The 17,835-nt window shown below is 41.4% G+C and carries 17 protein-coding genes and 1 riboswitch; of the genes, 2 read left to right on the top strand and 15 right to left on the bottom strand.

Annotation, left to right across the window (positions count from 1 at the left end):
- Positions 1–14 precede the first annotated feature (14 nt).
- Positions 15–779: a spore cortex-lytic enzyme gene (gene sleB, locus MKZ26_RS01070; RefSeq protein ID WP_370570005.1), complete on the bottom strand. Its 765-nt coding sequence runs from the start codon at positions 777–779 to the stop codon at positions 15–17.
- A 101-nt stretch (positions 780–880) separates the two neighbouring features.
- Positions 881–1,564, bottom strand: a complete 684-nt coding sequence (gene prsW / locus MKZ26_RS01065; protein ID WP_067210413.1) for a glutamic-type intramembrane protease PrsW — start codon at positions 1,562–1,564, stop codon at positions 881–883.
- Between the two features lie 59 nt (positions 1,565–1,623).
- On the opposite strand from prsW, the gene MKZ26_RS01060 reads away from it, so the two are divergent.
- On the top strand, positions 1,624–2,562 hold the full coding sequence (locus MKZ26_RS01060; RefSeq protein ID WP_187045140.1) for an asparaginase: 939 nt from the start codon (positions 1,624–1,626) through the stop codon (positions 2,560–2,562).
- 67 nt (positions 2,563–2,629) lie between these two features.
- Here MKZ26_RS01060 and MKZ26_RS01055 read toward each other — a convergent pair whose 3' ends face one another.
- The 5 genes from MKZ26_RS01055 to MKZ26_RS01035 form a co-directional block, all read right to left on the bottom strand.
- Positions 2,630–3,604 (bottom strand): YpdA family putative bacillithiol disulfide reductase, encoded by a 975-nt coding sequence (locus MKZ26_RS01055; protein WP_340763911.1) that lies wholly within the window; start codon positions 3,602–3,604, stop codon positions 2,630–2,632.
- An 18-nt stretch (positions 3,605–3,622) separates the two neighbouring features.
- On the bottom strand, positions 3,623–4,408 hold the full coding sequence (locus tag MKZ26_RS01050; protein ID WP_067210420.1) for a metallophosphoesterase: 786 nt from the start codon (positions 4,406–4,408) through the stop codon (positions 3,623–3,625).
- A 222-nt stretch (positions 4,409–4,630) separates the two neighbouring features.
- Positions 4,631–5,293: a LysM peptidoglycan-binding domain-containing protein gene (locus MKZ26_RS01045; RefSeq protein ID WP_340763909.1), complete on the bottom strand. Its 663-nt coding sequence runs from the start codon at positions 5,291–5,293 to the stop codon at positions 4,631–4,633.
- Between the two features lie 193 nt (positions 5,294–5,486).
- Positions 5,487–6,923 (bottom strand): RecQ family ATP-dependent DNA helicase, encoded by a 1,437-nt coding sequence (locus tag MKZ26_RS01040; protein WP_340763907.1) that lies wholly within the window; start codon positions 6,921–6,923, stop codon positions 5,487–5,489.
- Positions 6,923–7,963, bottom strand: coding sequence for a helix-turn-helix domain-containing protein (locus MKZ26_RS01035; RefSeq protein ID WP_067210428.1), 1,041 nt, complete (start codon positions 7,961–7,963; stop codon positions 6,923–6,925). The genes MKZ26_RS01040 and MKZ26_RS01035 overlap by 1 nt, the downstream gene beginning before the upstream one ends.
- Positions 7,964–8,072: 109 nt before the next feature.
- Here MKZ26_RS01035 and MKZ26_RS01030 point away from each other — a divergent pair, with 109 nt between their 5' ends.
- A complete protein-coding gene (locus MKZ26_RS01030) occupies positions 8,073–8,324 on the top strand; it encodes a ferredoxin (RefSeq protein WP_067210431.1) in 252 nt (83 codons plus the stop codon).
- Between the two features lie 204 nt (positions 8,325–8,528).
- Here MKZ26_RS01030 and MKZ26_RS01025 read toward each other — a convergent pair whose 3' ends face one another.
- The 8 genes from MKZ26_RS01025 to resA all read right to left on the bottom strand — a co-directional run bounded on the left by MKZ26_RS01025 (position 8,529) and on the right by resA (position 17,832).
- A complete protein-coding gene (locus MKZ26_RS01025) occupies positions 8,529–9,110 on the bottom strand; it encodes an ECF transporter S component (RefSeq protein ID WP_067210434.1) in 582 nt (193 codons plus the stop codon).
- A 209-nt stretch (positions 9,111–9,319) separates the two neighbouring features.
- Positions 9,320–9,451: riboswitch (FMN riboswitch) on the bottom strand.
- 76 nt (positions 9,452–9,527) lie between these two features.
- Complete coding sequence (locus MKZ26_RS01020) at positions 9,528–10,760, bottom strand: hypothetical protein (protein ID WP_340763904.1); 1,233 nt, start codon at positions 10,758–10,760, stop codon at positions 9,528–9,530.
- Entirely contained in the window at positions 10,726–11,289 is a 564-nt protein-coding gene (gene sigX, locus MKZ26_RS01015; RefSeq protein WP_340763902.1) for an RNA polymerase sigma factor SigX, read from the bottom strand. Before sigX ends, MKZ26_RS01020 begins: the two co-directional genes overlap by 35 nt.
- A 45-nt stretch (positions 11,290–11,334) precedes the next feature.
- Positions 11,335–13,119, bottom strand: coding sequence for an ATP-binding protein (locus tag MKZ26_RS01010; RefSeq protein ID WP_340763900.1), 1,785 nt, complete (start codon positions 13,117–13,119; stop codon positions 11,335–11,337).
- Positions 13,112–13,831 (bottom strand): response regulator transcription factor, encoded by a 720-nt coding sequence (locus tag MKZ26_RS01005; protein ID WP_067210448.1) that lies wholly within the window; start codon positions 13,829–13,831, stop codon positions 13,112–13,114. The genes MKZ26_RS01010 and MKZ26_RS01005 overlap by 8 nt, the downstream gene beginning before the upstream one ends.
- Before the next feature lie 619 nt (positions 13,832–14,450).
- On the bottom strand, positions 14,451–15,635 hold the full coding sequence (ccsB, locus tag MKZ26_RS01000) for a c-type cytochrome biogenesis protein CcsB (protein WP_067210451.1): 1,185 nt from the start codon (positions 15,633–15,635) through the stop codon (positions 14,451–14,453).
- Positions 15,635–17,284 (bottom strand): cytochrome c biogenesis protein ResB, encoded by a 1,650-nt coding sequence (gene resB, locus MKZ26_RS00995; RefSeq protein WP_340763899.1) that lies wholly within the window; start codon positions 17,282–17,284, stop codon positions 15,635–15,637. Before resB ends, ccsB begins: the two co-directional genes overlap by 1 nt.
- A gap of 17 nt (positions 17,285–17,301) precedes the next feature.
- Complete coding sequence (resA, locus tag MKZ26_RS00990; RefSeq protein WP_340763897.1) at positions 17,302–17,832, bottom strand: thiol-disulfide oxidoreductase ResA; 531 nt, start codon at positions 17,830–17,832, stop codon at positions 17,302–17,304.
- Positions 17,833–17,835: the final 3 nt, after the last annotated feature.

Here is a 17,835-nt window from a genome sequence, read left to right as displayed (position 1 = left end):
CTTTTCCGTATTGATTAATTGGCAAATATATGCAAACCAATTTTTTTAATTTGAGGTCGTGACCAAATCCACTTGCTCGTCGCTGTAATTGGATTGAAGTAGTAAATTGCATTTTCGGAAGGATCCCATCCATTAATAGCATCGAGAACGGCTTCTTTTGCCCGTTCGTTCGGTGTTAACCAAATTTGTCCGTCAGCGACCGCTGTGAAAGCAAGCGGTTGAAAGATGACACCGCCAACTGTATCTGGAAAATCTGGATGTTCAACCCGGTTCAATATGACTGCAGCTACTGCAACTTGCCCTTCGTACGGTTCTCCTCTTGCCTCACCATAGACAGCATTCGCCATCAGCTTAAGATCCTGATCCGAATATTTTGCTGGCAATTGGATATTTTCCGTTTTACCCGCTCCTTGACCTACCTGAGATGCAAGCGGTTTACTTCCGTAATACGTGAACTTATTCCCTTTATTCAAATTATCTTTTACGAACTTCTCATCATACTGTGATGCATCCACCAATTTTTTCCGAGTCTTCAATCCTGCAATTCCGTCTACCGGAAGTCCATACTTCTCTTGGAAATTGCGCAATGCCCAATAGGTTCCATAGCCAAATGTTCCATCAATCGTCCCAGTGTAATAACCAATATACTGAAGTCTCGACTGCAGCTCGATTACATCATCTCCAAATGCGCCGCGTGCGACATTTTGGGAACTGAATGCTTTAATTTGGACAGGTGAGGTTGCATAAGCACATCCAAGGAGCAAGATGATTGTTATCATACGGATGACCAGTTTTTTCACTTTCATTCCTCCTTTTTCTATAGTTTGTCCAAAATCAGCAATATTATTAACAAATAAAAAATGATCCAGCAAAAGCTGAATCATTTTGTGTTTGTTCGTGCTTTGCGTCTGAATTGCTGCATTGCGAACGTATGTGCATATTTAACTCTAGTTAAGCCAAACCACCAAAGAAACAGCATGAAAGGAATAATCAGATAGAGCCAGAGATTATCTACAGCGAGGATGCCGTTATAGATGAAGTGAAGACTATATGGGGCAAGGAATGCTAGAAACAAATACATATTGATGTTTGATTCTACTGCGAATTTTGCTCGGCCAAAATAATAGCCCATTACTACACCGAATAGTGCATGACTGGAAACCGGCAATAAAGCCCGAAGAAATGCGGTGTCCGCTCCAAATGTAAGTAGATAAATAATATTTTCAACCGTCGCAAAACCTAATGACACGCTGGCACCATATAAGATCCCATCGTATGCATCTTCAAATTCAACATGCCTATAAATGGCAAGCAACAGGATGAGCCATTTAAAGAACTCCTCAAGTCCACTTGTAAAAATAACATTCCGAATGAAAAAGTGGGAGAAGATGTTTTCCTCTTCAAATACGTGTTGGATAAACATTATCGGAAAAGTCATGATAGCGCCGTATATGAATGTATGAAATAATGTAAGTGATGGTTCTTTCGCAATCTGTTTTCTCAAATAAAAATAGCTAAAGAGCGCCAATCCCGGCGCAATCGCTACAGTGAACAATATGAACATCGGCCGGCCCCCATTTTGCTTTATTATACCATGATTTCCCTTAAACAGGAGGAACTACTATGAAGAAAAACATTCTGCTTGTTCATACAGGCGGTACGATCTCAATGGAACTGGATACCAAAACCGGCGGAGTAATGTTAAGTGCGGCAAATCCACTCGCATTAGAAATAGACAACATCCAGCAATTCGCCAACATAACAGAAGTGGAAGCTTTTAATTTACCTTCTCCACATATTACACCAGCACGAATGCTTGAACTCGAAGAGCTGATTTCCCGTCTGACGGAGAATAATTCCTTTGATGGTATTGTCATTACACATGGCACAGACACGCTTGAAGAGACAGCGTATTTCCTTGAACTCTCAACAAATTTCAATATCCCAATTGTATTGACGGGTGCAATGCGTTCTTCCAATGAAATTGGATCGGACGGCGTCTATAACCTGATGTCAGCTGTCAGAGTTGCCGCAGCAGACGATGCAAACGGTAAAGGGGTACTCGTCGTACTTAATGATGAAATCCACACAGCGACGAATGTGACGAAAACACATAGCAGCAGTGTCTCTACTTTTCAAAGTCCGCAATATGGACCCATCGGCATTGTAACGAAGTCAGCCATTCATTTCCACCATGCACCATTATCAAGAACCTATCTCCCTGTCGTGTCCATCAACAAAAAAGTAGCCATGTTTAAAATCTATGCCGGAATGGAATCCGACTTGCTTGTTTCGATATCTTCTCTTGGCTATGACGGTGTCGTACTTGAAGGACTAGGCCAAGGGAACGTCCCACCTGATGTGGTCGGCGGAATCAGACGTCTACTTTCTGAAGGTCTTCCAGTCATCCTAGTTTCCCGATGCTTCAATGGGATTGCACAGGATATTTATGCGTATGAAGGCGGAGGTAAGATGCTGAAAGATATGGGTGTGCGCTTTGAACACGGGCTAAGTGGCCAAAAAGCACGCTTAAAACTATTACTCGAACTTTGTACGAAGTAAAATTGTTGTAGATGTAAATGTCAAAAAGCTGCCCTTCAACCTGTTTTCCTAGATTGAAGGGTAGCTTTTATTTTACACTATTTTGTTTTGCATCAATCGTACGCGCAATTATTTCACCATGAAACTTACCATTTTCGATGAAAATCTCATTGGCATTGTTCCCCGCAGCAATAACACCTGCAATAAAGAGCCCTTCGACATTCGTTTCCATTGTTTCTTCGTCAAAAGAAGGGCGACCGCTTTCTTCTTCAATCGAAATACCAACCTTTTTTAGGAAAGTGTGATCGGGATGATAGCCAATCATTGCGAAGACATAATCATTTTCAATGTCAAACAATTCCCCTGCGATATCAATCGTGACGGAAGCATCCGTGATTTTGACAACATCCGCATTAAAATGCATGGCAATTTCACCACTACGAACAAGGCTATCGAAACCAGGTAAAATCCAGGGCTTAACACTTGGTGAATAATCGGAACCGCGGTAAACAACTGAAACCAGTGCCCCAGCACGTTCCAATTCGAGAGCAGCATCGATGGAAGAGTTCTTTCCTCCAATTACAACCACTTTTTTTCTGAAGTAAGGATGTGCCTCTTCAAAATAGTGGAAGACATTCGGGAGGTCCTCCCCTTCAATACCGAGTTGATTTGGATTGTCGTAATAGCCAGTCGCAATTACCACATTGGTTGCTAAATACTCGTCTTTATCCGTCAAAACACGGAATCCCGTACTTATTTTCGCAACATCCTCTACCTTTTCAAAACTATTAATAGGAATTTCTTTCAGTTCCGCAACTTTCCGGTAATAAACAAGTGCGTCATTCCGCTTCGGTCTATCTATAGCCGTGATAAATGGAATATCCCCTATAGACAACTTCATACTTGAACTAAAAAACGTCTGATGCGTCGGATAATGATAAATCGAATTGACTATATTGCCCTTTTCGATAACTAGAACATCCAGTCCCTGTTTTTGCAGCTCTATTGCTGCTGACAGGCCACATGGACCTCCCCCTACTACTATTACATCTTTTTGTATCATTTTATTTAATACACTCCTTTAGTACACTTCTCCATAATTTATGACGATGACGTGACATTCAGGCGCCGCACCAAGCCTCAGTGGCAACGTAGACGTGCCGTATCCATTACTGATTAGCTTCGCTCTACCCTTCTTCAATCGGAACGATCCTTTTTCCTGTAGACCGTATTTCCCGATTCGAATTTGTCCGCCATGTGTGTGCCCCGCAAGCATCAATCGAGGCTCATATAACTGCTCCACTTTCCTAAAAAGCGAAGGCGTATGCGTGACCAAAATAACATTGTCATACTGACTGACAACACGGAGGGTCGAGTCAATATCGACATTACGACTTGACGGATCGTCCGTTCCAGCTATACCCCAACGCGGATGTCCAGGAATAACACTACTTTCGTTGTCAAGGATTTTCCCGCCATAACGAGTAATAATCTCTCGCATTTCTTCTTCTCCAACTTCACGGTCATTATTACCCCAAACATAAAATAACGGTCCCAATTGCGCTAACTTACGGATATTTTCAGCTATCCGTACTAGTGGTACTCCTCTTTCAGCTAGATCACCGCCAATGATAACAATATCGATATCATGGGCAGATTGAACTTTCGCCAGCAATTTATCATCGATTTTACGCCGATGGATATCTGAAATGAAAAATACCGACATTTTTTTGTCAGCCTGACTATCAGACGCAACATTCATATTATGGTAAATAACATTCCGTCTTCTAGCACTCATAAACATATATATTAAAAATCCAATCATCAGCGAAACAGATGACCATATCATTTTATTAACCGTAATCATGCCCACCCTTCATAAGATAAGCGCAAAGTGCCATGTAGATGCGACAGGCTTAGGGCGGACCGGCGAAGCGGCATTCTTTTGCCGATTAGCCGGGCTCACTTATGACCCGAACGTCTGGCGCTTGGAGCTTGACACAGTTCCGTGTCAAAAAACCCAGATTTCCCTATTATCATAAGAAAAAGGCAAAGAATCTATACTTCGCCTTGTTCATACTGCTATTCCTCAAGGAATGACAAGTCGCTGTCCAACCCCAATTTCATTCGATGTTAAGCCGTTTGCGCTTTTGATTTTTTCGACGCCTCCACCGTTACCATAATATTTCAAAGAAATACGATAAAGGTTTTCATTACTACCAACCGTATGCGTTTTTGCTACTGGTTTAGACTCCGGTTTTACTTCCGGTTTCTTCTCCGGCTTCGTTTCTACTTTTACTTCTGGTTTCTTTTCTGGTGTTGGATTGACATTCACTACTGGTTTAGATACTGGCTTCTCCTCAACTTTTGCTTCAGCTTCAGTTTTCACAGCACTCTTTTCGTCCTCATTACTAGTTGCATTTTTTTCATCGTCTTTATCAGCATCGGCAGTTTTTTCAACTGGCTTTTCACTGTTCATTTCAAAGAGCGTGCCGGTTTCCCCACCTTTTGCTGACGTACGATCACCCGGAGTATAAAAATCGGAAATAATATACACTAAAATGAGTACCGGAATAAGTGTGAATAACCCAAGAATAACATTAATCATCGTATGGCTGGATTTCTTTTTAGGTTTACGACCTTTCCTATGCAATTCGCTACGCGATGGAAGCTTGCTAACCTCATGACCATCGTCTAGACCGATTTCCTTCCTGTGCTCTTCAAAGTCAGTCTTATAATCATCATTTTTCATCGCTACATTCTCCTATCACATCGTGCTATTCTTTCATTATGACGAATTTTGTCGTAAAAATCAAATACACCTTGCTGTATTTGCACCAACAGGATATTGGTTACTCAGAGGGGCGATTGAACTGCAACTTTCCTTGTTCCACGAGTCATCAGGCATAGTTCTTCAGAATGAAGTTAAATGGACAACAGATTTGTTATCCAAGAAGCCCCGTCAACCTTTCCTCCCAATCCACCATTCGTTTATCCAACACGATTGTTTTTTGTACATCAAGCTTTAGACCATCCGCTGTTCCACAAACCGAACAGCAAAACTTCGGTTTCATTCCACATGCCTCGCCGAAAAAACCTAAAATCTCTTCCCGAATACATCTTTCAGAATGAACTAATCGAAGCATCGTCTGTAGTTGCTCTTCTTTTTCACGTATCAATTCAGACATACGAATAATGACATCTTCAATCGGCATCCGTTCGATGTAGTAGTCTATGACACGTTTTCCTGTTTCGCTAATCCGTGCCAGTTCAGCTGCTTCAGCAGGCGGATAATTCTCTATGAGAAGACTTTTATAGTGCTTGATTTCCCATTCTTGAGGGAGATCGTCTTGGATAATGAAACGCGTTCTTCCTTCGTCATCGGACGAAAAAAGTAACGTCGCTGCCGCTAAATCACCATCACGTCCCGCACGCCCCACTTCCTGAATGTAACTTGCGATAGCTTGAGGTACATGTTCATGGATCACTTGACGGATATCGTCTTTATGTATACCCATTCCAAACGCATTTGTAGCACATATCCAGCTAATTTCACCAGTGATAAATTGTTCCTGAATGAACGCTCGATCTTCTTGCTCTTTGCCGGCGTGATAAGATGCCACAGAAACACCCTCCAGCTGAAGAAGCTGAGATAGTTCATCAGCCCGCTTTCGCGATGCCACATAAATGATTCCAGGACCCGCCGTCGTTACGATACGGTTCTTAATCCAATCCGTTTTCATCATCCCATTATCAACTTTGACAATTGAATAAGAAATATTAGGGCGGTCCAACGAATGTTGATGAATTGCAGGCATTTGAAGTTGCAGATACCTGCAAATATCAGCCTTTACTTTATCATCGGCCGTTGCGGTAAGAGCCAAAATACCTGGTCGATTCAATCCTTCAAAAAATTCTCCTAGCCGCAAATATTCTGGTCTAAAATCAAATCCCCATTGAGAAATACAATGAGCCTCATCAACAACAATTAACGACAACTGAATGTTACGTAAATGAGCAGTCACATTTTTTTGCAACAACATTTCAGGTGATATGAAAATGAACTTATAGCGGCCTAATTCCTCCATTATCCTGTTTTTCTCAGAATAAGAAAGAAATGAGTTTAACGCAACAACCCTTTTTTCACCGTTCCTTTTCATGATTGCCACCTGGTCTTCCATCAACGCAACGAGTGGTGAAACGATTAAGACAGTACCTTCAAGTACATAGGCAGGTAATTGGTAGCAAAGTGACTTCCCTATACCTGTAGGTAAAATTGCAATCGTGTCCTTACCCGCAATCACATCTCGAATGACATCTTCTTGGCCTGCCCTGAATTGATCAAAACCGAATCTCTCTTTTAATAATTTGTGAATAGCCATTAGTTGCCCCCTCCCGTCCGCGCACCTAAGATGAGACGAAGTTGAAAATAGGAAAGCGTTTCGAATTCAGATTTCAGCAAGCGAAGTCTACGGGTTCCAATTTCCTTCACTTTTCCAGCTACTGCTTCTGCATCTTCCTCAGAAACAAACTGTGTTAGCGGAAATTCTGTATCATTAATAGACATTTCTACAAAATGATCTTCAATTGTACTCTGTTTCAAGTTGCGCGCCATCGCAATTTCTTCAAGAGAAAAGCCACGATCAAAAAGTTGCTTCGTTTTTACAGAGGAATCCGTCAAATATGTCGAAACCTTGACGCTTTCAGCTATTTTTCGCAAAAAAGGCAAATCAGGAGACAGAATAATGACAGCAAGCATCATATGTAGACCTTCTATAAATAGTAGACGGATATCGAATGGATTTAGTTTCAAATTATCTGCTAACTGATCCCATGTCCAGCCTGTCAGTCCGAAACCACTTAAGCGATGAGTGATAATTGTTTTTTGTCTTTCATCCATTTCACTTCGAGTAATACATAGCCGAATTTCTTCGCTGACGCCTTTAGCAAATACTGGATCACTGATTCGCTGATTATGTAGTAGCATTTTAACAAAAGTTTGAATATCACGGTCTTTTTGAGCGGGCATAAACGATTTTTCCTTTGCTTTGAAATTCGAAACCGTCTGCACAACAAGCGATAACCTTCCGAAAAAAATCATTTCTCTCCCTCTATAATCCCAGCCGTTAAATCGGTAGGACGGTAATTTGCCAACTTCCACGCGACCTTGCTCCGTCAGTTTGACGAAAGAATCATCCATTGTTGAGATGAAACCCCTATCACTTAACTGTTTAGCTGCCTCATCGAATCGTTCAGCTGTCAGTTTTGGTACAATACCAAAGAATTCCTTCAAACCGTAGTATTCAACATCTTGCAGTGTTTGTCCCGATCGTTTGCCACGTAATAGGTGAAGTCCCGCATAGATTGTTCGTTCACCGTCTATTCTGCCTATGATGGTTAATAGTATTGAAGATAGTTTCATTTTGAATTCCTCCGATTAACAAATGTTTTTTGTTGAAAACTCTTGTCAACATCATTAGAATGAAAGGTGAAGTAAATTGTTTGTACGGAGAAAAGAGGAGAGAAAGACTATGCCTAAATATACAATCGTTGATCAGGATACATGTATAGCGTGTGGTGCGTGTGGAGCTGCTGCCCCGGATATATACGATTATGATGATGAAGGAATTGCTTATGTTATCCTCGATGATAACATGGGAACAGCTGAAGTTCCAGAAGAACTGATGGAAGACCTAGAAGACGCTTTCGATGGCTGTCCAACCGATTCTATCAAAACCGCCGACGCACCATTTGATGGCGATGCACTTAAATACGAAGATTAACTAGGCAATCGCCGTCGATAACAGAAGTCGCTTTAAAACTACGACAACTTGTCGTGCGGGCTTCCAGACAGACGTTACTCTACAATAGTGTTAAAGACTCGTGAGTGGCTCTACCAATTGGCTGAGAGACCATTGTCACGAAGCTAGATAAATCGAACGTAGAAAGGTCGTCCCGGTATTTTCCGGGACGACCTTTCTTTTATATTATGAAGTTAATTGGGTACGCTGTTGTGCAATCCATTTTTTCATACTCTTGAAAAGCAGCATGGAAATAATCATTAGCATAATTCCCTTGATCAAGTTAAATGGTAGAACTCCTAAAACAATAAAAGTAGCTAACTCATTCCCTGCCATGGCTGGGAAATTCATGAAATACGTATACATTGGTAAAAACAGTAGGTAATTCAAGACACTCATGCCAATAGCCATCGAGACAGTTCCAGCAATGAGGCCTCCCGCTAGACCAATAGATGTTTTAAATTTATTAAAGATAAAATAAATCGGCATTATGAAAAGCACGCCTGTTGCAAAGTTTGCAATTTCACCAACAGGAACACCTGTCGGGCTACCTGACATGAACCAGTGCATAATATTTTTGAGCAGTTCGACCGCAATACCTGCTACAGGTCCCATCGTCATTATTGCCAAAACCGCTGGAATCTCACTGAAATCAATTTTCAGGAATCCAGGTAGTGCAGGTAATGGGAAGTTAAACTGCATCAAAACAGTTGCAATACTCCCTAACATCGCGATGAGAATCATCTTTCGCAACTTTTTGTTATTCATTTGTTCCTCTCTCCTTTTGCGATTCACTTCAAAAGAGGAAAGGCCGTTCCATCTTGTTTATGTCGACAAAAAATCCCAAAAGCAAATAAGCTCGAGGGATTTGAAAGGTATACTCAAATAGAGAGTAGAAAAGAGATTGTTTCTTTCTCTTTTAACCCACATTTAAATAAGCACCTCTTTTTGTAGACAACACAAAAAGATGGCCGCACCTTCACCTTCTCCCATCCAGACTATACTGTCGGCTCCGGAATTACACCGGTATCAGCTGTTAAGCTCGCGGGCTTGGAAAGTGACTTTCCTTTACCGCCGGTCGGGAATTACACCCTGCCCCGAAGATGAATCAATATTTTGTTACAACCTTATTGTATACAAAAAAAAGACCTTTGTAAACAAGGCTGTTTACAAAGGTCTTTCTATTTACTTCAATATAAGTGGTAGTGGATTAGATCCAACCGGTACCGGTAAAGGCTGGCTGAAGTTAAAACCGTTCCATTCTTCTTGAACGACATTTTCGAATTGAAGCTGTTCACCAAATTCAGCTGCTGTCAGGAGCATGCCCTCAACCATTTGCATCGCTTTTTCCGGCTCCATCGCGTCCAAATCCAGCGGTTGTGTGAATTTGATGGTCGTCAATTTGTCATCTGCCTTTACTTCAAAATTTAAAGTACTTGGAATGACTGGCTTGAAAACATCATTCGGCTTCACTTTCATCTGCTGTAATGCCTCGTTCAACGATGGCTGCTGTTGTGAAAAGTTCGAAGTAAGAAACTGCTGTCCATCTTGTTGTTCAAACATATAGTAATTCAAATGATTACGACCACTTTTCAAAATCAACGGTGTGCTCGGTTGACCTACTTCAGAGAACATGGTAGCAGTTCCATCCTCGTTCTCAAATCGGACCTCCTGATAACCGTAAAACGTATCTTGTAAAGAGTCGAGATAGACTTCCATCGATCCCGAACCTATGTCATAACCATGACCTTGCGGTAGTCGGTGGATAATTACATGATCATCTGCAGCTATGTCGCCTTTATAAGGATGATACTCTTGAAAACCTAGCGCACTTTCATCGAGACGATCCGCATATTTTTTGTACAAATCATAACTCGTTGGCTCCAAGAAACCAATATCCTCCTTGATTTGACTGTTCGGAATGATAAATGTAACGGCAATGCTTAAAGCTTGATCACCTGCAAGACCTAAATGGAATAGTGTACTATCGGTAACGTCTTCGGAGTAGACAGCAAAATGGTGTGTCTTCCCTGTTTCAGATGCCATCTTAGTGGAAAATCCATCCATTGTGCCCATTTCCGCTTCTTCATCCGTACTCGATTCATTTTCCAAACTCGCACCTCTTGCAGAAGGTTCGGCGTCCTCACTTTGCATCATTTTATTGTCGGTACTTTGGTCCTTCATTGATAATTCATTTTCACCAAACATAGAAGGAACCAACAGGCCGATAACAAGCAAAGCAGCAACAGCGACAAGTGCTGGCATCCATTTCTTTGATTTTTTACGGTGAGGCGTATTCAGCCGTTCATCTTGCTTCAGCCGTGCCAGTATTTCCGACATTGGACGATTATCTGATATGTCAGGCACATCACCGAGGAGTTTTTCAATCTTGTTGTCGTTCCAATCTTTGTGGGTCATCTAGTTTCCCCCCTTCTGTCGGAAGAGCATTCAATTTCTTTTGTAATGCTTTGATCGCCCTATGTTGTGTTGTCTTCACTTTGCCTTCTGTCCAGCTAAGAATTTCAGCTGTTTCAGCTATGGAAAGATCTTGGAAATAGCGCATGATGATAACCATTTTCTGATCACCAGTACATGTATTAAGTGCTTGCAGCAGCTCTTGCATCTCTTCACTGAGTGATACGATTTCTTCCGGCAGGATACCTGTCGATACGAGTTCGCTCTTTTCCCAGTCGAACTTATCGAACAGATGCTTTTTACGAACTGTATTTTTCCTGAAATGGTCGATTGCTACATTTTTAGCAATTGAAAAGAGCCATGTCTTCTCGGAACTTTTCCCCTCAAAACCGGCGTAAGCACGCAGTACCCTCACATAGACTTCATGCATGAGGTCCTCAGCATGGTCACGGTCTCTCGTCAAATAGATAAGAAACTTGAACACATCCTGATGGTACTGTTCGTAAAGCCGATGGAAAACGGAGTCGTCCATGAAATTCCCCCGTTCTATCAATTAGTCGTATTTCAAGCTATTAAGTTACATCTTTTTTAAAGGCAATATACAACTGAAAATTGTTCCTTCAGTGTCACCTTTTGTTGCAGCGATTTTGCCACCATGTGAGTCGATAATACTTTTGGCGATGGCGAGACCAAGACCTGTTCCGCCTTTTCCTCTAGTTCTCGCTTTATCCGCTTTGTAAAATCGTTCGAAGATATACGGTAAATCCTCTTGCGGAATTCCAACACCTGTATCCGTCACTGTTATTTCAATCATATCAACTTGTTTTTGTATTCCGAGTTTAACACTTCCCCCATCAGGTGTATGGCGGATTGCATTGTCTATTAAATTCGTCAATACTTGCTCCATACGGTCTTCATCTACATTTGAAATGAGTACTGTATCTTCCAAGAATTCGAAAGTCAAATCGACATTTGCTTCACGCGCAACTTGCATGAATTTATTGACTATCCGGTCGAGAAAAGGAATCATCGATAGATCGTCTTTGTAAAGTCGCATATGTCCTGATTCCATCCTTGCGAGATCGAGAAGATCCGTCACAAGTCGGCCCATCCTTTTCGATTCATCGTGTATGATCTGTACCATTTCGTCGCGCTCTTCATCACTTGTTATAACTCCATCAATAATGGCTTCACTATACCCCTGCAACATAGATATCGGTGTCCGAAGTTCATGAGATACGTTTGCTATGAAGTCGGATCTAAGTTTCTCAAGCTTATGCTGATCTGTCATATCACGTAATACAGCAACTGCCCCACGAATACTATTTCCGCTATACAACGGGCTAATAGAGATTCCATAAAACTGTCCACCTAATTCTAATTCATCGTCAACTTCCTCAGCGAACGTAATAACATGTTCAAGCATATGAAAAATCGCCGGTGGGATATGATGGTTACCCTCTTGTGCGCCATTTTTAAAATACCAATTCTGCAATAACTGTTCAGCTTGTGGATTACTTAGCAGGATTGTATAATCTCGATTAAATGTAATGACTGCATCAGTCATCGATGTAAGGATGCTTGAAAGCTGCTCTTTATCCTGATTAATAAGTTCAACGTGGTATTTAAGCTGTCTACCCATCTGATTGAATGCAGTTGCAAGCTGGCCAATTTCATCATTTTGCATTACAGGCAATCTTGTATCGAAATTCCCTTTCGATAATTCAAATGCCGCCTGCCTCAATCCACGTAAAGGCGAAGTAATTCTTGTTGACAGGAAAAAGGCAAAAAATGTTGTTAAAATAAAGGCAATAAATGCTGATAAGAATACGATACGTGTAGTACTTTCTGTTGTCCTATGGACGGCTTCAAGGCTTTGATAAATGATAACTGAGCTACCGAGTTGCTCTCCTTTTTCAAGTGGATAGGATAGAACAAGGTATTGTTCCATGACATTCTCTTCATTAATCGAAGGTAAAATCATCTCTTTTACAACTTGTTTATTATTCTTTTCAGCGGCGTAAAACATGGATTCATAGAGCACTTTATTTTCTATTCTATCCTTGTTCAATCCTTTATGAAATGAATGCGTAACTTCCCCATTGGTATCGACAATCATCGCATTCGTTTCGTCGTCAAGAATGTCATCAATAATCAAGTTCATCGAAGTTTGACTTTCGTGATCATTAACAATTTTCCCGATCGTTGTTGCTTCCCTTCGCAATGATTCCTCAGCCTGTTGTGTATGGAAGTCATCTAGGAATTCAAGGAGCAAGGCCGTAACAATAAATAATACAAAAGAAACGAGAAGCAATATGGTTGCCCATAGCTTCCCGACAATTGAATTCCATATTCTATTCATTAGGAATCTCGAACTTGTAACCGACTCCCCAAACAGTAACAATCATTTTTGCTGCTTGTTCAGAAACGCGGCTTAGCTTTTCACGTAGCCGTTTGACATGCGTATCTACTGTACGAAGATCTCCGAAAAATTCATAATGCCACACTTCTTTTAACAGCTGCTCTCTGTCGAATACTTTGTCAGGCGACTTCGCAAGAAAATAGAGCAATTCGTACTCTTTCGGCGTCAGCCCGACTTCTTCTCCTTCAGCTGTAACCCGGTGTGCATCGTGATCTATCGTTAATTGAGGGAAGACGACCAAGTCCTTCGATGTAGATGATGAAGCGGCACCTGGGAACGTAACAGACCTTCTAAGAATTGCTTTAACCCGCAGAACAACTTCACGCGGACTAAAAGGCTTCACTATGTAATCATCAGCTCCAGACTCAAAACCAGTTACTCTGTCTGACTCTTCGCCTTTTGCCGTCAGCATCATGACAGGCGTCATAATTTTCTTTTCTCTCAGTTCTTCTAGCACTTCTAATCCATCTTTTTCAGGCATCATTAAATCGAGTAAAATACAATCATAGTTATTCACAAGCGCTTTTTCGAGTGCATCCGCGCCATCGACAGCCTCTTCGACTTCATACCCTTCACGAGTAAGATACATATTTAACAGACGACGGATTCTTTCCTCGTCGTCTACTACTAACAACGTCACTTTTTCTTCCATAAATGATTACCCCTTTCAACTAGCTACTATCTTCATTGTACAAGTCGTTGTGCAAAAAAGAAACAGAAAAGCCGTAGCGACGTTCTTAAGCGCAACTTCAAAATGGCGAACCGGTGTCTAGTTAGATCAAAAGTGAACACACAACCAAGCATATACTTTCGCCAACCGACCATAATCGACGCACACCGAGCATATAACCTTGCCAACCGATCATAAACCCCACATGAACGAGCATATAACCTTGCAACCGATCATAAACGGCGTACGAACGAGCATATACCCTTGACTACCGATCATAATCGATACACACCAAGCATATACCCTTACCAACCGATCATAAACGACGCACACCGAGCATATAACCTTGCCAACCGATCATAATCGACACACACCAACCATATACCCTTACCAACCGATCATAAATGGCCCCAAGCACTTGACTTGAAACCTAGAAGTTACAACACATTGACATTACCGAATCTTATAATTCCCCTTTATATATGTTAAGCCAATGTATAGCATAAACTAAGCACCGAAGTAGATTTGAAGGGATTTTTTATTTCCACTTATAAAACAAAAAAACTGCCTAGTAGTTAGCTAACTACTAGGCAGTTTTCGATTAAGCGTATGAATGCAACCCTGCGATGATCAAATTCACGGCAATCAAGTTAAACATAATGATGACGAAACCGATAACCGCAAGCCATGCCGATTTTTCGCCATCCCAACCGCGTGATAAACGCACGTGAAGGAATGCAGCATAGAATAACCATGTGATAAGGGCCCATACTTCTTTTGGATCCCATCCCCAGAACCTTGACCACGCTTCGTGAGCCCAGATCATTGCGAAAATGAGAGCACCTAGTGTAAAGATAGGGAAACCAATCATAACCGCACGGTATCCAATTTCATCCATTAGTTGCGAATTCGCTTTTTTAGCGAATGGCTGCAACAATGCCGCAATTGGACGACGGAAAATGAGTCTAAGAATCAAGTAGAGAATGATTCCGCTTGCGATTGACCAGACGAACGTCGTCAGTGTCTTCGCATTGACGATTGGTGGCATTTCAGCCCAAGGCGTCATCGCGTCCGGTGTTAGCGATTCATAGCCAGACATACCGAAAAGTGGTGGATAATTGTACTCAATTTTAGCAGCTTGTTCATTTTTATCAATATAAGTGAAATGTGCTTCATAGCCAGTCAATTTAAACGTTGACGAAGATAATACGAAACCGACTACTAAGATAAGCGTGAAAATAACCGCCTCTAGCCAGAACCGCTGTTTCGACTTTTTCGTCAAATCGATATTCTTCAATAAATAGATTAACCCAGCTACGGCACTAATCGCGAGGATCGATTCACCAAGTGCAGCTGTAATTACATGAACTGTCAACCAGTAACTTTTCAGTGCTGGAATAAGTGGTGTAATTTCCTTCGGGAACATACTTGCATAGCCGATAATAATAATCGCAATCGGCAAAGCAAACAAGCCGAGTGATGGTGTTCTATATAAGTAATATAGAAGAATGAATGCCCCAACGAGCATCATACCAAAGGCAGTCGTAAATTCGAACATATTACTTACTGGTGCGTGACCTGATGCAATCCAGCGTGTGATGAAGTAACCTACATGGGTAATGAATCCGATGACCGTGATGGTAATCGCAATTTTTCCCCAACGGTTATTTTTATAAGATGCTTCAGATTTAGCGCCTTTCACCGCGCCGCCAAAAAATAGCGTCGCGACGAGGTAAGCGATAAATGAAACTAACAGCAAGTTAGCGCTTAACGATGCAAGTCCCATTATACTTTGTCCACTTCCTTATCTCGCAAGATAGATTCCTTGTCCTGTCTGTCTTCATAGGACGGTAAATTAGCAACGTCTTTCACTTGATCTAACTCTTTTTTCAAGGAGAACCAGTTTTTATTTGTATGTCCTGCAACTAGTAGCTCGCCATTAGGTCCTTTTTGAATCCAGATTCGTCGATGATTCCAGTAAGATCCTTGCGAAACACCAATCATAAAGATAATTCCTCCTAGTAAAAGGAGATATAATGTTTTATCTTTGCGTACTGTCAGCCCAGATATATCACGGGTTTCTGCACTAACGAATTTCACCTTATAATCGTTGACTTCCGTTTCAAGCGTTTGTTTGATGGCGACGAAACTCATCTCGCCGTCCGGCTTGGCTGGGGTCACCATTTTAAAGATGAATGCTGGATTATTCGGTACTGGAGATTTCGATTTCGGTTCTCCGTCTTCAATCCCGTCATAATCCGGATAATAATCGCTCAAAATAACGCGCGCGCCATTATCAAGTTCATATTCACGTTCCGGATTAGTAAGATCGACTGTAAACTCCCCAAGTGAAGATTCCGTAGCTTTTTCAGTTAATTGGAATGTCATCGATTTTAATTCATCTAAACGAAAATCCATTTGGAAAACGTTGAATCCATCAAATTTCAATGGCTTATTAACAATGATAGAGTATTCTTTAACGAAGTCCATTTCATCAGATCCTGGAAGACCGCCTTCAGGTGTCTGATATAGAGCGACATCCGTCTGATAGTTTTTCGCAATCATGCCGACACGTTCAAGCGCATCGCCGAATACCTCATCAGCTTCCTCTTTCGTGTAGTTTTCCATAATGAAATTTTTGCTTTCCAAATAATAACCTTCTGCACCTGGAATAGAGCGTGTTTCCCCTTCGCGAATCCACATTGTTTCATCAACATAAAACCCAGGGATACCGCGCAGTAGAATACCAAATAGAAAAATGATAAGTCCTAAATGATTGACGTACGGACCCCATCTTGAAAAACGATTTTTCTCTGCAAGCAAAGCTCCGTCTTCAATTTTCACATTGTAACGAAGTTCCTTCAATTTCCCCTCAGCTTTTAGAAGTGCAGCTTCTGGGTCTTCCGACGGTCCTTCACCATAGACTCGTTGTTTTTTCATGAATGAAGGATGGCGTTTTGTACGTTGCCTTTTCAATGATTTATAAAGCGGTATAACTCGGTCGACACTGGCAATAATGATGGAAGTTCCAAGCATCCCGACCAACGTGATGAACCACCAGCTATTATACATGTCATGAAAACCAAGTTTGTAATAAATCGTGCCTGCCAATCCATAAAGCCGTTCGTAGTAAGCTGCATACTCCGCCTCAGTTGACGCGGCTACATACAGTTTCTGTGGAAAAATAGTGCCTATCGCAGCTGTCGCGAGAACGGCAACGATAATACTAATTCCAATTTTCACACTCGAAAAGAAATTCCATATTTTATCGATGATCGACCGTTTATATGTCTGCGATCTTCTTGCCGCACCTTCGTAACGCATGTCGACAAGTTTGCTTTCTTTCGCTTCTTCAGTTTGCGGTCTACCACATCGCTCACAAAGCACTGTGCCAAATGGATTATCATGACCGCACTGGCATTTGATTTTGCTCATTTTGGATTTACTCCTTATTAGGGTTGAATGCTTTCCATGAATGTAACAATCTCATTTTCAGTCATTTCCCTGGTTATGATTTGTTCTATTCTGCCATCTTTATTAATGAGGTATGTCGCCGGAAGTATCCCGACATTATAGACCCCCATGACACTCTTACCTTTATCAATCACAATTGGGAATGTCATTCCATACTGGTCCCTGAACGTCTCAACTTTCAACCGTGATTCCGCGATGTTAACGCTCAATACATGGACGCCTTTTCCCTCAAAAGCTTTGTGTTGTCTTTCAATATAGGGCATTTCTTTTTTACAAGGGGGACACCAAGTTCCCCAAAAATTCAAGAAAACTCCCTCACCTTTATAATCAGAAAGTCGTTGTTTGTTACCTTCCAAATCGACAAGCTCAAAATCGGGTGCTTTATCTCCAACTGCTAATACCTTCACTTTATCTTTTGAAGCGATTGTATAGACAACTGCCGAGACGAGGATTAACAGGACGATTGTCCTTATAATAAGACGTGTTTTCTTTTGATCCGCCTTAGCCATACG

The organism is Sporosarcina sp. FSL K6-6792, from assembly GCF_038004885.1.
Lineage (GTDB): Bacteria > Bacillota > Bacilli > Bacillales_A > Planococcaceae > Sporosarcina > Sporosarcina psychrophila.
Note: the sequence above shows the minus strand (reverse complement) of the source record. Positions and strands in the feature narration are given on the sequence as shown.